Source organism: Bradyrhizobium sp. 18BD, assembly GCF_054185225.1.
In genome coordinates this window covers 72,698-87,390 of sequence record NZ_JAVAYL010000024.1, presented here as the reverse complement: position 1 = coordinate 87,390, position 14,693 = coordinate 72,698, and the positions used below count along the sequence as shown (strand labels likewise).

Annotated in this window: 14 protein-coding genes; 8 read left to right on the top strand and 6 right to left on the bottom strand. The window is 64.8% G+C overall.

Translation table 11 applies throughout. The features are described from left to right. The first annotated feature begins 55 nt into the window (after positions 1-55). From rsfS to RAD16_RS33815, 7 genes are all read left to right on the top strand, one after another. Complete coding sequence (gene rsfS / locus RAD16_RS33845; protein ID WP_458162189.1) at positions 56-412, top strand: ribosome silencing factor; 357 nt, start codon at positions 56-58, stop codon at positions 410-412. A gap of 95 nt (positions 413-507) precedes the next feature. Beyond that, positions 508-990 carry a 23S rRNA (pseudouridine(1915)-N(3))-methyltransferase RlmH gene (gene rlmH / locus RAD16_RS33840; RefSeq protein ID WP_458162188.1) on the top strand — a complete coding sequence of 161 codons (483 nt, stop codon included), beginning with the start codon at positions 508-510 and terminating at the stop codon, positions 988-990. 34 nt (positions 991-1,024) lie between these two features. Then, positions 1,025-2,362 (top strand): murein hydrolase activator EnvC family protein, encoded by a 1,338-nt coding sequence (locus RAD16_RS33835; RefSeq protein ID WP_458162187.1) that lies wholly within the window; start codon positions 1,025-1,027, stop codon positions 2,360-2,362. After that, a complete protein-coding gene (locus tag RAD16_RS33830; protein ID WP_458162186.1) occupies positions 2,359-3,717 on the top strand; it encodes a S41 family peptidase in 1,359 nt (452 codons plus the stop codon). Before RAD16_RS33835 ends, RAD16_RS33830 begins: the two co-directional genes overlap by 4 nt. Before the next feature lie 145 nt (positions 3,718-3,862). Next, positions 3,863-5,092 (top strand): divergent polysaccharide deacetylase family protein, encoded by a 1,230-nt coding sequence (locus RAD16_RS33825; RefSeq protein WP_458162185.1) that lies wholly within the window; start codon positions 3,863-3,865, stop codon positions 5,090-5,092. A 70-nt stretch (positions 5,093-5,162) separates the two neighbouring features. Continuing rightward, the gene (locus RAD16_RS33820) at positions 5,163-5,669 is read left to right on the top strand and encodes an RNA pyrophosphohydrolase (RefSeq protein ID WP_458162184.1); all 507 of its coding nucleotides are present in this window, start codon (positions 5,163-5,165) and stop codon (positions 5,667-5,669) included. Between the two features lie 63 nt (positions 5,670-5,732). After that, a complete protein-coding gene (locus tag RAD16_RS33815; protein WP_458162183.1) occupies positions 5,733-6,233 on the top strand; it encodes an RNA pyrophosphohydrolase in 501 nt (166 codons plus the stop codon). 290 nt (positions 6,234-6,523) lie between these two features. On the opposite strand, the gene RAD16_RS33810 is transcribed toward RAD16_RS33815, so the two are convergent. From RAD16_RS33810 to RAD16_RS33785, 6 genes are all read right to left on the bottom strand, one after another. Beyond that, the gene (locus tag RAD16_RS33810; RefSeq protein WP_458162182.1) at positions 6,524-8,200 is read right to left on the bottom strand and encodes an adenylate/guanylate cyclase domain-containing protein; all 1,677 of its coding nucleotides are present in this window, start codon (positions 8,198-8,200) and stop codon (positions 6,524-6,526) included. Positions 8,201-8,350: 150 nt separating this feature from the next. After that, the gene (locus tag RAD16_RS33805) at positions 8,351-8,758 is read right to left on the bottom strand and encodes a F0F1 ATP synthase subunit epsilon (protein ID WP_458162181.1); all 408 of its coding nucleotides are present in this window, start codon (positions 8,756-8,758) and stop codon (positions 8,351-8,353) included. Between the two features lie 92 nt (positions 8,759-8,850). Further along, positions 8,851-10,284: a F0F1 ATP synthase subunit beta gene (gene atpD, locus RAD16_RS33800; protein WP_458162180.1), complete on the bottom strand. Its 1,434-nt coding sequence runs from the start codon at positions 10,282-10,284 to the stop codon at positions 8,851-8,853. An 83-nt stretch (positions 10,285-10,367) separates the two neighbouring features. After that, positions 10,368-11,240, bottom strand: coding sequence for a F0F1 ATP synthase subunit gamma (locus RAD16_RS33795; protein WP_458162179.1), 873 nt, complete (start codon positions 11,238-11,240; stop codon positions 10,368-10,370). Positions 11,241-11,386: 146 nt separating this feature from the next. After that, positions 11,387-12,916, bottom strand: a complete 1,530-nt coding sequence (gene atpA, locus RAD16_RS33790; RefSeq protein ID WP_458162178.1) for a F0F1 ATP synthase subunit alpha — start codon at positions 12,914-12,916, stop codon at positions 11,387-11,389. Next, entirely contained in the window at positions 12,916-13,476 is a 561-nt protein-coding gene (locus RAD16_RS33785) for a F0F1 ATP synthase subunit delta (RefSeq protein ID WP_458162177.1), read from the bottom strand. The genes atpA and RAD16_RS33785 overlap by 1 nt, the downstream gene beginning before the upstream one ends. A gap of 649 nt (positions 13,477-14,125) precedes the next feature. On the opposite strand from RAD16_RS33785, the gene RAD16_RS33780 reads away from it, so the two are divergent. After that, positions 14,126-14,614 (top strand): septal ring lytic transglycosylase RlpA family protein, encoded by a 489-nt coding sequence (locus RAD16_RS33780; RefSeq protein WP_458162175.1) that lies wholly within the window; start codon positions 14,126-14,128, stop codon positions 14,612-14,614. Positions 14,615-14,693: the final 79 nt, after the last annotated feature.

Sequence of the window (14,693 nt, the reverse complement as noted above, 5' to 3'; positions counted from 1 at the left end):
GACTGTTTTACCCAAGGCAAAACCGGCGCGTAAAACATCGACCAAAGCTGCGGCCTTGCAGGCGCAACCCGACGCCGACAAGACGCTGAGCCTGATCCTCTCCCGCCTCGAGGATATGAAGGCGGAAGAGACGGTCACCATCGACCTTCGCGGCAAATCGGCTTACTCCGACTACATGATCGTCACCACCGGCCGGGTGAACCGGCACGTCGGTGCGATCGCGGAGAACGTCGCCAAGGGCCTCAAGGAAAACGGCATCAAGAGCATCCACGTCGAGGGCTTGCCCAATTGCGACTGGGTGCTGATCGATTCCGGCGATGTGATCGTGCACGTGTTCCGACCCGAGGTCCGTGAGTTCTACAACCTCGAGCGGTTGTACACGCAGGGCCCAGGGGCGGCGAAGGCGATCTAGGCTCACTGAGCCGATTTCGAATCGGCTGACGCGCATGTTAGCGTCGTGCGCGCGCGGGCTGCGCGCGGCCTTGAAAACGCGACCCTGAAAACATCATGCGCGTTGCTGTCATTGCGGTGGGCCGGCTGAAGCAGGGCCCCGAACGGGAGCTTGCCGACCGCTATTTCGAGCGGTTCGACGAGGTCGGCCGCAAGCTCGGATTCCGCGAGCTCTCGATCCACGAAATCCCCGAGAGCCGCGCGCGCGACGCCGCGACGCGGATGACCGAAGAGGCCGCGGCGATCTCCGCGCACATTCCGGACAAGTCGATCCTGGTGGCGATGGACGAGCGCGGCCAGAATCTCGCCTCCACCGTATTCGCACGGCATCTCGGACGCTGGCGCGACGAGGGCGCCGGACATACTATCTTCGTGATCGGAGGGGCGGACGGACTTTCGCCCGAATTGCGCCGTAAGGCCAAGCTCGCGATCGCGTTCGGCTCTGCGACCTGGCCGCATCAAATGGTCCGCGTCATGCTTCTGGAACAGCTGTATCGGGCCGCCACGATTCTGGCGGGCCACCCCTATCACCGCGCGTGATGCGCGCCACAACGAGCACCTTTGCTGAAAAGCGATGCGAGCGCCTGTCCTCAACCTGCTGCTGATCGCTGGCCTCACGGGCGCAAGCCTCGCGCAAGCTCAGACGCAAGGTCAGACAGCTGCACCTGCGCCGCAGACGGCGGCGATTTCGCCCGACGCGATCAAGCAGCGCGAGCAGGAGCTGGAAGCCGCACGCGCGAGCAAGAAGAGCGCGGAAGAAGCCCAGGCCAAGCTCAAGGCCGAGATCACCTCGCTCGGCCAGGACCGCACCCAGCTCAATCAGCAGTTGATCGACACCGCCGCCAATGTGCGCACCGTCGAGACCAAGATCGACGAAGCCGAAACGCGGCTGAAGACGCTGAACGGCCGCGAGCAGCAGATGCGCTCCTCGCTCGATTCGCGCCGCGCCGACATCGTCGAGGTGCTGGCGGCCTTGCAGCGCGCCGGCCGGCGCACGCCGCCAGCGCTGCTGGTGCGTCCCGAAGATGCGCTGCAATCCTTGCGCACCGCGATGCTGCTGGGCGCCGTGGTGCCGGAATTGCGCGGCCGCGCCGAGAAGATCGCCAGCGAGCTCGGCGAGCTCGTTTCCTTGCGCAAGAACATCGCCACCGAACGCGACCAGCTCGCCACCGACCGCGACAAGGTCCGGAGCGACCAGACCCGCCTCACCGCCCTCGTTGAGGAGCGGCAGCGCCAGCAGTCCGCGCGCGAAAAGGATCTCGACGCCGAGAACGCGCGCGCCATCACGCTGTCAAAGCAGGTCGGCGATCTCCAGGGCCTGATCACCAAGATGGAGCAGGACCTGCAAAGCGCCGCCAAGGCCGCCGAGAAGGCGGCCGAGGCCGCCAGGCAGGCCGAGGCCAAGGCGGCCGCCAACGTCAAGCCGGGGCCCGCCGTTTTCAAGGACCGGTCCCGGACCACCCCGGCGATCGCCTTCGCCTCGGCCAAGGGCCTCCTGCCGCTTCCGGTTAACGGTAACAAGATCAGGGACTTTGGCGGTTCCGACGGGATCGGCGGGGTCCAGAAGGGCATTTCGCTGGCCAGCAAGCCAGGCGCGCAGGTCACCACGCCGTGTGACGGCTGGGTGGTCTATTCCGGGCCATTCCGCAGCTATGGACAACTCTTGATCCTCAACGCCGGTGGCGGGTATCATGTCCTGATCGCCGGGATGGAGCGCATTTCGGTCAACATCGGTCAGTTTGTTCTCACGGGGGAGCCGGTCGCGACCATGGGGTCGACCTCTCAAGTCGCCTCCATTCTCGCCACGAACGCGAGTCAACCTGTGCTGTATGTCGAGTTCCGCAAAGACGGCACTCCAATCGATCCAGGCCCATGGTGGGCCGCAAATGAAGGCGAGAAGGTTCGCGGATGATGCGCAAGACTTCAGTTATCCTCCTCAGCGCGGCCACCGGTGCGGCGCTGACGCTGTTCGTGACCCAGCCGCGCGCGGTCTTCATGGGCTCCAGCGCGCGGGCCGCGACCGCGGACACCTATCGCCAGCTCAACCTGTTCGGCGACGTCTTCGAGCGCGTGCGCTCGGACTATGTCGAGAAGCCCGACGACACCAAGCTGATCGAATCCGCCATCAGCGGCATGCTCACCGGCCTCGATCCGCATTCGAGCTACATGGACGCGAAGAGCTTCCGCGACATGCAGGTGCAGACCCGCGGTGAGTTCGGCGGCCTCGGCATCGAGGTCACGATGGAAGACGGCCTGATCAAGGTGGTCTCGCCGATCGACGACACCCCGGCCTCGCGCGCCGGCATCATGGCCAACGACATCATCACCAATCTCGACGACGAGGCGGTGCAGGGCCTGACCCTGAACCAGGCGGTCGAGAAGATGCGCGGCCCGGTCAACACCAAGATCAAGCTCAAGATCATCCGCAAGGGCCAGGACAATCCGCTCGACGTCACGCTGGTGCGCGACAACATCCGCGTCCGCTCGGTGCGCGCCCGCATTGAGGCCGACGACATCGCCTATATCCGCATCACCACCTTCAACGAGCAGACCACCGAAGGCCTGAAGCGCGAAGTCGCCAACCTCTCGAACCAGATCGGCGACAAGCTGAAGGGCTACATCATCGACCTCCGCAACAACCCGGGCGGCCTGCTCGAGGAAGCGGTCACCGTCTCCGACTCGTTCCTGGAGAAGGGTGAGATCGTCTCGACCCGCGGCCGCAATGCCGAGGAGACCCAGCGCCGCACCGCGCATGCGGGCGACCTCACCAAGGGCAAGCCGGTCATCGTGCTGGTCAATGGCGGTTCGGCCTCGGCGTCGGAAATCGTCGCCGGCGCGCTGCAGGACCACAAGCGCGCGACCATCGTCGGCACGCGCTCGTTCGGCAAGGGCTCGGTGCAGACCATCATTCCGCTCGGCTCGGGCAACGGCGCGCTGCGCCTGACCACGGCGCGCTACTACACGCCGTCGGGCAAGTCGATCCAGGCCAAGGGCATCGTGCCCGACATCGAAGTGCTGCAGGACGTGCCGGACGAGCTGAAGTCGCGCACCGACACCAAGGGCGAAGCTTCGCTGCGCGGCCATCTCAAGAACGACGGCGACGAGAAGACCGGCTCGCAGTCCTACGTTCCGCCGGATGCCAAGGACGACAAGGCGCTCAAGCTCGCCGACGATCTGCTCCACGGCATCAAGAACAGCGCCTCCGCAGCGCCGACGCCGGGCAGCGACAACAAGGCCACGACCGACAAGCCCAAAGCGGCGAACTAAGTCGGCGCATCGCGCGGTTGAACGAAAAGGGCGGCTCATCGAGCCGCCCTTTTTGCTTGGGACCCCCGACATCCCCGGCCTCTCCCGGCCTGCCGTCGCTTGACCTTGGCGTGGTATCGTCGGCACGAGTGATTCGGGATCGCGCATGACTGAAACGGCCGATGATCTGAGCACCCCGCTCGGACAGGATAAGCTGCGGCGCAAACGCCGGCTGCGGCTGCCGTTCACGGCCATGCAACTGCTCGCCGTCATGCTCGGCCTGTTCCTGGCTACCTTTGCCGGCTTTGCCATCTTCAACAAGGATCCGCTGGGCGGCGAGCCGATGTCGCGGATCGCGATCCGCGACTCCAAAAACACCGACAAGGCGATCGACGAGAAGCCGGCGGCCTCCGGCCATGGCCAGGACGCCAAGCAAGAGAGCAAGCACGAGACCAGGGACGCGCCGAAGCAGGCCGGCGACCAGAAGACCGTCACCATGATCGACGGCTCCACCGGCGCGCGCCACGACGTGGTGATCGGCGCCGGCGATGCGGCGGGCGAGGCGGCGGCGGCGTCCGCCCCGCCGCCCGTGATGGCCGGGATCGATCCAAAACTGCTGGAGAAATCGCGCTACGGCATGATCCCGGTGGTCGCCGGGGACCTGAAGCCGTTCAACGTCTATGCGGCGGATGCCGACCGCGCCAAGGCCGGCAAGATGCCTGTCGTCGCCATCGTGATCGGCGGGCTCGGCGTCGGCGCGGCGAAAACCACCGACGCGATCATGAAGCTGCCGCCGGCGGTGACGCTGGCCTTCACACCTTACGGCGCCGACCCCGGCAAGCTCGCCGAGCGGGCGCGCGCGCAGCGCCACGAGATCTTCCTCCAGATCCCGATGGAGCCCTACGACTTCCCGGACAACGATCCGGGTCCTCAGACGCTGCTGACCTCGCTCAGCCCCGACCAGAACATGGACCGCCTGTATTGGCACCTGAGCCGGATGCAGGGCTATGCCGGCCTCACCAATTTCATGGGTGCCCGCTTCGTCGCGACCGAGCCGGCGATGCAGCCGATCATCCGCGAGGCGGCCAAGCGCGGCCTCGGCTTCTTCGACGACGGCTCTTCGCCCCGCAGCATCGCGCCGCAGGCGGCTGCCAGCGCGGCCATGCCGTTCGGCAAGGGCGACATCGCGATCGACGTGGTTCCGACCCCGACCGAGATCGACCGCGCGCTGAACAAGCTGGAATCGGCGGCCCGTGAGCGCGGCGTCGCCGTCGGCACCGCCTCGGCCCTGCCCGTCTCGATCGAGCGCATCGGCGCCTGGACCAAGACATTGGGCGACCGGGGTATTCTTTTGGTGCCATTGACAACCGCGATGCTGAAATCAAAATCCAGCTAAATCAACGGATTGGTATGGCACGGGTCCGGCGGGGCCGAGCCTGCCCGGAGCACGCGAGAGGTCTGGCGGAATGGCGCGTTATGAGGATCTGCCCTACCGGACCTGTGTCGGCGTGATGCTGATCAACCCGAAGGGCCTGGTGTTCATCGGCCGCCGCGCCGGCGGCATCGAGCAAGTCGACGACGGCCATGTCTGGCAGATGCCGCAGGGCGGCGTCGATCCCGGTGAGGACACCTGGGCCGCCGCCAAGCGCGAGCTCTATGAGGAGACCAGCGTACGCTCGGTCGAGCGGCTCGGCGAGGTCCCGGACTGGCTGATCTACGACATCCCGCGCACGGTCGCCGGCCGCGCCTGGAAGGGCCGCTATCGCGGCCAGCGCCAGAAATGGTTCGCGGTGCGCTTCACCGGCAAGGACAGCGAGATCAACGTCGAGACGCCGGGCGGCGGCGGCCACAAGGCCGAATTCGTCAGCTGGCGCTGGGAACCGATGAAGAATCTTCCCGAGCTGATCATCCCGTTCAAGCGCCCGGTCTATGAGCGCGTGGTGAAGGAATTTTCCGCGCTCGCCGATGACTAAATCAAATTGTCATCCCGGCTTTGGTGCTAAGGCATCGCCGGACTGACAATGAGAGATCCACGCGTGACGAACGAAAAGCCCTACCGTCCCAATGTCGGGATCGCCCTCTTCAATGCCGAAGGCCGGGTGCTGATCGGCCACCGCTTCAAGGGCGACGGCCCCGAGATCATCCTGCCGGGCCTCGACTGGCAGATGCCGCAGGGCGGGGTCGATGAGGGCGAGAACCTGCGCGATGCGGCGATGCGCGAACTCTGGGAAGAGACCAGCGTCGTCAGCGCGAGCTTCCTCGGCGAGACCGACTGGCTCACCTACGAATTCCCGCCCTATGACGGACCACAGACGCATCGCCTCGCGAAATTCCGTGGCCAGCGGCAAAAATGGTTCGCGCTGCGCTTCACCGGCAAGGACGACGAGATCGATCCGCTGACGCCGCGCAACGACCAACCGGCGGAGTTCGACGCCTGGCGCTGGGAACGCCTCGACCGCGTCGCCGACCTCGTCGTGCCGTTCCGCCGCGAGGTCTACCGCGCGGTGGCGCGAGAGTTTGCGGCGTTCGGAAACTGAAACTGCGAAAACAACCCCATGCACAGTAGAGATGGGATTGAAATGATTAGAGAATTTTGGCGATGATTTGCGGGTGAGTGAGGCACCAGTCTCTCATTCCCTCCCCCCTTGCGGGGGAGGGGCAGGGAGAGGGGTCCACACGGGGATTCTATCTGACGCGCGCCTGCAGCAGTACGTCAGCTACAAGCGATACCTTTTGCTGGGCTACCCCTCTCCCTAGCCCTCCCCCGCAAGGGGGGAGGGAACGCGCCTCTGTCGGCGCGCGAGTGGAGTCTCAACCAACAAGGACGCTAGTTGATCGGTCCCACCGTGAACGGGCCGATCGCGATCACGTGGCAATCGCTGTCGTGCTTGGCGCAGTCGGCGAGCGCACCGTTAACCGCGGTCTGCTCGTCGGCGGCCTTCAGGCCGAGGCCGGGGCGGCCGGCGGTGCCGACGGCGACGGCGTTCCAGCCCATGGCATCGCCGAGCTTGCGCACGACCTCGTCGCGGGCATCGGCGATGATCGAGGCATTGCTCGCCGCATGAAAGAAGCCGGTGATCCTGAGCAGCGTCGGGATCGGCACGACGAAATTGTCGTCGACCGCGACGATCATGCAGGCAACGCCCGCGATGGCGCCGCACGATTCCAGCGAGCGCCGCGCCGAATCCTCGGCGGACAGCGCGCCCAGCACCATGAAATATTGTCCGCCCGGTCCGAGCGCGACCGAGCGCGATTTCGCCGCCGGCACGAACATGTTCTCCAGCCGCACTTTCGCGGGATCGCGCACCATCGGGAAGTCCTTGGACACGAAGGCCCGCTCGGTGATGGCGTCATGCCGGAAATAAGGAGACGGCGGCATCGGCGGCTTGCCGTGCGTGTAGACGACGTTGTTGCCCACCGCATAGAGCTCGCAGCGCCGCGGCGATTGCGCGGCATCGGCGCGCTTCTGGCACTGATCGAGCGCCGCATTCTTTGCAGCTTCCTCACTGGACTGGCTCAGCGCCGAGCCGGTGAAGCCGCCGACATTGAGCGCGAAGGCCTTGTAGTCGCCGGAAGCGGAATAGTCGCCGGCGAGGTAGTTGCGGGTGCGCTCGTTGATGAAGGGCACGCTGTCGGCCACGAGCTTGCCTGTGAGCGGCGACGGTGAGGGCGCCGGCATCGGCGCCATCGCGGCATTCGCGGCAGGCATCGGAGCCATCGCCGCCTTTGCCATCTGGGTCGGCGCGGGGCTCGGCGCAGCGGCGATTGGCGTCGGGCTCGGCGCGGCGCTCGGAGTCACGGAGCTCGGCGCCGCAACCGGCGCCACCGCGGCGGTGACCGTCTGCTTGAGCTTGGTGTTGTAGAGGAAGCCGCTGACAATGATGGCGACGACCGAGACGACCGCAACCACCAGCGGCCACATCCACACCGGGGCGGCGGCGACCTTGGAGGCCGCCTTCTTCAGCTGCGGCTTGGTATAGGTGCCGTCCTCGCGCCGCATCGCCACCATGTAGGCGTGCACCGGCGTCGGGATGTTCTTGACCTCCTGCGCGCCGATATCGGCGAACTGCACCGACAACTTGTTGGCGACCTGCTCGTGCACCGCGCGGGAGACGCAGATGCCGCCGACCTCGGCGAGACCTTCCAGCCGCGCGGCGATGTTGACGCCGTCGCCGAGGAGATCGCCGTTGCGCTCGACCACGTCGCCGATGGTGATGCCGATCCGGAACGACATCTGCCGGCTCGGCGGATAGGCCATGTTGCGGGTCCGCAAGCTCTCCTGAATGTCGATCGCGCAGCGCACGGCATCGACCGCACTCGGGAATTCCGCCAGCACGGCATCGCCCGCCGTGTTGAAGATGCGCCCGCCTGCCTTTGCGATGAAGTCGTCGATGACCTCGCGATAGGAGGCCAGACGCCGCAGCGTCTCCTCCTCGTCTTCCGCAACAAGCCTCGAATAGCCGGCAATATCGGCCGCGAAAATCGCCGCGATCTTGCGCTTCATCTGCACCAGCCCTGGAACCTCTTCCGCGGCGCAGAATGCCGTTATCTCCGGCGCGGTGCAACAAAGTTTCAGCGCCCGCCACTTCCGTGACGAGCGCTGAACCTGTTCAGAAATTTCGGAGCCTGAGCCCCGGAGCGGTTGCGCCGGGGCTTAGTGCATAGCCGTGGAGTTGAGCTGCTGCTGGATGCTCTTGAAGTGATCGAGCCGCTCGATGGCCTGATCGAGCTCGCCGCCTTCGTGCTCCTTCAGGCCCTCTTCCATCTCCGCGATGGTCTCGGCGAACTGGGCGCGGTCGAGTTCGTCCAGCGACGTCGCGACGTCGGCGAGCACGGTCAGGCCCTTTTCGGAGACTTCGGCGAGGCCGCCGAGCACGATGACCTTCTCGTGCTTGCCGCCGGTGGTGATGGTGAGGATGCCCGGGCGGATCGCAGCCACGACCGGCGCATGTCCGGCCAGCACACCGAAATCACCCTCGAAGCCGGGGATATCGACCTGATCGACCTCACCCGAGAAGGCGAGCTTTTCCGGAGAGACGAGATCGAAGTGGAAGGTGGCCATGGTGTACCTGCGAGTAGCGAATAGCGAATAGTGAGTGGCGAACCGAGTGGGAGCAGCGCGTCTATTCGCTACTCCCTATTCGCCATTCGCCCTTAGGCGGCTTCCGCCGCCAGCTTCTTGCCCTTCTCGACCGCCTCTTCGATGGTGCCGACCATGTAGAAGGCAGCTTCCGGCAGGTGGTCATACTTGCCTTCCACCAGGCCCTTGAAGCCCTTGATGGTGTCGGCGAGGTCAACGAACTTGCCCGGCGAACCGGTGAAGATTTCGGCGACGTGGAACGGCTGCGACATGAAGCGCTCGACCTTGCGGGCGCGGGCCACGGTCAGCTTGTCCTCTTCCGAGAGCTCGTCCATGCCGAGAATGGCGATGATGTCCTGAAGCGCCTTGTAGCGCTGCAGCACCTGCTGGACCTGACGGGCGACCGCGTAGTGCTCCTCGCCGACGACCAGCGGGGAGAGCATGCGCGAGGTCGAGTCGAGCGGGTCCACCGCCGGGTAGATGCCCTTTTCAGCGATCGAGCGCGACAGCGTGGTGGTCGCGTCCAAGTGCGCGAACGAGGTCGCGGGCGCCGGGTCGGTCAAGTCGTCGGCCGGAACGTAGATGGCCTGCACCGAGGTGATCGAGCCCTTCTGCGTGGTGGTGATGCGCTCCTGCAGCGCGCCCATGTCGGTCGCGAGCGTCGGCTGATAACCCACCGCCGAAGGAATACGACCCAAGAGCGCCGACACTTCCGAGCCGGCCTGGGTGAAGCGGAAGATGTTGTCGACGAAGAACAGCACGTCCTGGCCCTTGTCGCGGAAGTCTTCCGCGATGGTCAGACCGGTGAGCGCGACGCGGGCGCGGGCGCCCGGGGGCTCGTTCATCTGGCCGAACACCAGCGCGCACTTCGACTTCACGCTCGGATCCGGATTGTGCGGATCGGCGTTGACCTTGGACTCGATGAACTCGTGATAGAGGTCGTTGCCCTCGCGGGTACGCTCGCCGACGCCGGCGAACACCGAGTAACCGCCGTGCGCCTTCGCGACGTTGTTGATCAGCTCCTGAATCAGCACGGTCTTGCCGACGCCGGCGCCGCCGAACAGGCCGATCTTGCCACCCTTCGCATACGGAGCAAGAAGATCGACGACCTTGATGCCGGTGACGAGAATCTCAGCTTCGGTCGACTGGTCGGTGTAGGTCGGCGCTTCCTGGTGGATGGCGCGCAGGCCTTCCGACTTGACCGGACCGGCTTCGTCGATCGGCTCGCCGATGACGTTGATGATGCGGCCGAGCGTGCCTTCACCGACGGGAACGCGGATCGGCGAACCGGTGTCGGTCACTTCCTGGCCGCGGACCAGACCTTCGGTGGTGTCCATCGCGATGGTGCGGACGGTCGATTCACCGAGATGCTGGGCGACTTCGAGCACCAGGCGGTTGCCGCCGTTCTTGGTCTCGAGCGAATTGAGAATGGCCGGCAGGTGGCCTTCGAACTGCACGTCGACGACGGCGCCGATGACCTGGGTGACGCGACCGAGCTGGGCTGCCATTGAATGTCTCCTTCGATCCGAACTTCTAAACCTCGGTCAGCCTGACCGGGATGTTGCGTTTGACGGGTACTGAAGCGTCTTGGTCAGACAGCCTCGGCGCCCGAGATGATTTCGATCAGTTCCTTGGTGATCTGCGCCTGACGCGTGCGGTTGTAGACCAGCGTCTGCTTGCGGATCATCTCACCGGCGTTGCGCGTCGCGTTGTCCATCGCGCTCATCTGAGCGCCGTAGAACGAGGCGTTGTTCTCGAGCAGCGCGCGGAAGATCTGGACCGCGAGGTTGCGCGGCAGAAGACGGGTGAGAATCTCGTCCTCTTCCGGCTCGTATTCGTAAGACGTGGTGTTGGCGGCACCGCCCTCCTCGACCACCAGCGGAATGATCTGCTGGGCGGTCGGGATCTGTGCGATCACCGAGCGGAAGCGCGAGTAGAACAGCGTGCAGACGTCGAACTCGCCGTTGTCGAAACGCGCCAGAACCTTCTTGGCGATGTCCTCGGCGTTGACGAAGCCGAGCTGGCGCACGCTGCGCAGGTCGAGATGCTCGACGATCTGCTTGTCGAACTGGCGGCGGAGCTGCTCGTAACCCTTGCGGCCGACGCAGAAGAACTTCACTTCCTTGCCCTGCGCCATCAGCGCCTGGGCGCGCTCGCGGGCGAGACGCACGATCGAGGAGTTGAAGGCGCCGGACAGGCCGCGCTCGCCGGTGCAGACCAGCAGCAGGTGAACCTGATCGCGACCGGTGCCGGCCAGCAGCGCCGGCGCGCCGGGCGAGCCCGCCGCAGCGCTGGCGATGTTGGAGATCACCGCGCTCATCTTGTCGGCATAGGGACGTGCAGCTTCCGCGGCGGTCTGCGCGCGGCGCAGCTTGGAGGCCGCGACCATCTGCATGGCCTTGGTGATCTTTTGCGTCGCCTTGGTGGAGGCGATGCGGACGCGCATGTCTTTAAGTGACGCCATTCTTCGTTCACCCCGGCGGTTCGACGCTGTGTCGGACCGCTAGCCTGTCCCTATCGCAATGCCCGGCCGGGCGCCGGGCATGCTTGATATTGTTTTGCCTCTCGCGAAGCGGTCATGGCCGGAAGATCCGGCCATGAAAGCTCTGCTTAAGCGAAGCTCTTGGCGAAGCCTTCGACCACCGACTTCAGCTTGGCAGCCACGTCGTCGGCGAGGTCGCGGGAGTCGCGGATCGCGTTGAGGATGTCGGCGTTCTTGCCGCGCAGCAGCGACAGCAGGCCGTCCTCGAACGCACGCACCTTGTTGACCGGAAGCGGGTCGAGATAGCCGTTGGTGCCGGCCCAGATCACGCAGACCTGCTCTTCCATCTTCAGCGGCGAGAACTGCGGCTGCTTCAGGAGCTCGGTCAGCCGCGAACCGCGGTTCAGCAGGCGCTGGGTCGAGGCGTCGAGGTCGGAGCCGAACTGCGCGAACGCCGCCATTTCGCGGTACTGCGCGAGCTCGCCCTTGATCTTGCCGGCGACCTTCTTGGTGGCCTTGGTCTGCGCCGACGAACCGACGCGCGACACCGACAGACCGACGTTGACCGCGGGACGGATGCCCTGGAAGAACAGGTCGGTTTCCAGGAAGATCTGACCGTCGGTGATCGAGATGACGTTGGTCGGGATGTAGGCCGACACGTCGTTGGCCTGGGTTTCGATGACCGGGAGCGCCGTCAGCGAGCCCGAGCCCTGGTCCTTGTTCAGCTTCGCCGCGCGCTCGAGCAGGCGGGAGTGCAGATAGAACACGTCGCCGGGATAGGCTTCGCGGCCCGGCGGGCGGCGCAGCAGCAGCGACATCTGGCGGTAGGCGACGGCCTGCTTGGACAGATCGTCATAGATGATGACCGCGTGCATGCCGTTGTCGCGGAAGTACTCGCCCATGGTGCAGCCGGTGAACGGCGCGATGTACTGCATCGGCGCCGGATCCGACGCGGTGGCGGCGACGACGATCGAGTATTCGAGCGCGCCCTGCTCTTCCAGAACCTTCACGAACTGCGCGACGGTCGAACGTTTCTGGCCGACTGCGACGTAGACGCAGTACAGCTTGATGTTCTCGTCGGGCTGCGCATTGAGCGGCTTCTGGTTCAGGATGGTGTCGAGCGCGATCGCGGTCTTGCCGGTCTGACGGTCGCCGATGATCAGCTCGCGCTGGCCGCGGCCGATCGGGATCAGGGCGTCGATCGCCTTGAGGCCGGTCGCCATCGGCTCGTTCACCGACTTGCGCGGAATGATGCCGGGCGCCTTGACGTCGACGCGCATGCGCTTGTCGGCCTGGATCGGACCCTTGCCGTCGATCGGGTTGCCGAGTCCGTCGACGACGCGGCCGAGCAGGCCCTTGCCGACCGGTGCGTCCACGATGGCGCGGGTACGCTTGACGGTCTGGCCTTCCTTGATCTCGCGGTCGGCACCGAAAATAACGACACCGACGTTGTCGGTTTCGAGGTTCAGCGCCATGCCGCGGGTGCCGTTCTCAAACTCGACCATTTCACCGGCCTGGACATTGTCCAGACCATAAACGCGGGCGATACCGTCACCGACGGACAGCACCTGTCCGACTTCGGAGACTTCAGCTTCCTGGCCGAAATTCTTGATCTGGTCCTTGAGGATCGCGGAAATTTCCGCGGCGCGGATGTCCATCAGCCTGCCTCTTTCATCGCGTGCTTGATCGAATTGAGTTTGGTGCGAAGCGAACTATCGATCATGCGGCTGCCAAGCTTCACGACGAGGCCACCGATGATCGAGGGATCGATCTTCACGTTGAGCGCGACGTCCTTGCCGGTCACCGACTTCAGGGCAACCTTGAGGGCGTCGAGATTCTTGTCCGAAAGCGCTTCCGCCACCGTGACATCGGCCGTCGTCTCGCCCTTGAACTTGGCGACGAGGACGCGATAGGCGCGGATGACGTCGGCCACCGCGAACAGGCGGCGGTTGGCGGTCAGCACTTTGAGGAAATTGGCGGAGATCCCGGCAATGCCGGCCTTGTCCAGCACGGCCGTGAGGGCCTTGGACTGGGCGTCAGCCGCGAAAACCGGACTGCGGACGAGGCGCTTGAGATCAGCGCTTTCGTTCAGCAGACCCTCGAACTTGTCGAGATCGGCTTTGACCTCGTCGACCACTTTCTGGTCGCGGGCCAGTTCAAACAAGGCCGTTGCATAACGGCCGGACACACCTGAAACGGACGTATCTTCTGCAGCCACAGACGCGCTCTTTTAGCTGTCAAATTCGCAAGGGAAAAACCGTCGCCACAAAGCGGCGCCTAGCGATCCAAGCCCTTGGAATTCAAGCGGGACTTCGATTTTCGGCCGACACGGGAGGTGCCGGATCCGTTAAAATCGCGGCTTTGCTAACATAGCAGGCGCGCACGTGCAACATGACGCCAAATTAAAGGCACGAGGTTCTGTCGCCAGTTCGTCGCAGTCGACGACACTCCGGCGACGATCTTGATGACGACCTGCCGCGCCACGGAATTGCCGTGAGCCTGACGTCGCCGACCCGCCCATTCGTTCCTGCCCTCAGCGCATAGCGGCCATGAACACGGATCGCTGAGCCGTGACCTCGCGGCCGCTCGGCTCGGCCTCCGAATACTTACACAATTCTAAACATCGGGAACAACGACTTCGATCTACAGTATTCGCAAGTAATATTTGGGTTAAAGAATTGTTAAAGAGAAAGATTACGGAACATCGGCTGCAATATCGATGCCAGTCACAAGATATTTCACTATGACACTGAACGTATTTACTGCCCAATTCATGCCTCATTGCGAAATCAAACGCCAAACCGCTCACAAACCTACGGGGGCTCCACTGGCCACACATGTGGCAATACTAGCTTAGGGACCACTAAATGCTGTCTTTGAAGACGCTGGGCACTGTGACCCGGCCGCGCACGGCGATCGCGTTCGTCGCCGCAACTCTCATCGTTGGCGGAACCGCCACCGAGGCTTCCGCCAAATCCCGGCATCACCGGCACCATCACGCCAAGGCTGACACCAACGCGACCTCCGAATGGCGGAACGCCAATGCGGCGATGACGCCGTCCTCGGGCACGGGCCGCAGCTTCTCGGGCATGGCCTCCTATTACGGCAACGAGTCCGGCAGCCGCACCGCGTCGGGCGCGCGCTTCAACCAGAACGCCATGACCGCGGCGCACCGTTCGCTGCCGTTCGGCACCAAGCTCCGCGTCACCCATGGCGGCCAGAGCGTGATCGTCACCATCAATGACCGTGGCCCGTTCATCCGCGGCCGCGTGCTCGACCTCTCCACGGGTGCTGCCCGTGCCATCGGCCTCACCGGTGCCGGTGTCGGCCGCGTCACCGCGGAAGTCGTCTCCTAACGGCGCGCTAGAGCGCCTCACCTTAAAGCGCAAATCTCGCCTTCGTCCGCGAACATGTGAGCGGCGGGATCAACGCGGG

Coding starts and splice junctions, on each gene's coding strand:
- atpD (WP_458162180.1), bottom strand. CDS start 10,284: ATGGCAGCCCAGCTCGGTCGCGTCACCCAGGTCATCGGCGCCGTCGTC.
- RAD16_RS33780 (WP_458162175.1), top strand. CDS start 14,126: ATGCTGTCTTTGAAGACGCTGGGCACTGTGACCCGGCCGCGCACGGCG.
- RAD16_RS33820 (WP_458162184.1), top strand. CDS start 5,163: ATGGCGCGTTATGAGGATCTGCCCTACCGGACCTGTGTCGGCGTGATG.
- RAD16_RS33825 (WP_458162185.1), top strand. CDS start 3,863: ATGACTGAAACGGCCGATGATCTGAGCACCCCGCTCGGACAGGATAAG.
- RAD16_RS33805 (WP_458162181.1), bottom strand. CDS start 8,758: ATGGCCACCTTCCACTTCGATCTCGTCTCTCCGGAAAAGCTCGCCTTC.
- RAD16_RS33830 (WP_458162186.1), top strand. CDS start 2,359: ATGATGCGCAAGACTTCAGTTATCCTCCTCAGCGCGGCCACCGGTGCG.
- rlmH (WP_458162188.1), top strand. CDS start 508: ATGCGCGTTGCTGTCATTGCGGTGGGCCGGCTGAAGCAGGGCCCCGAA.
- RAD16_RS33795 (WP_458162179.1), bottom strand. CDS start 11,240: ATGGCGTCACTTAAAGACATGCGCGTCCGCATCGCCTCCACCAAGGCG.
- RAD16_RS33835 (WP_458162187.1), top strand. CDS start 1,025: ATGCGAGCGCCTGTCCTCAACCTGCTGCTGATCGCTGGCCTCACGGGC.
- RAD16_RS33810 (WP_458162182.1), bottom strand. CDS start 8,200: ATGAAGCGCAAGATCGCGGCGATTTTCGCGGCCGATATTGCCGGCTAT.
- atpA (WP_458162178.1), bottom strand. CDS start 12,916: ATGGACATCCGCGCCGCGGAAATTTCCGCGATCCTCAAGGACCAGATC.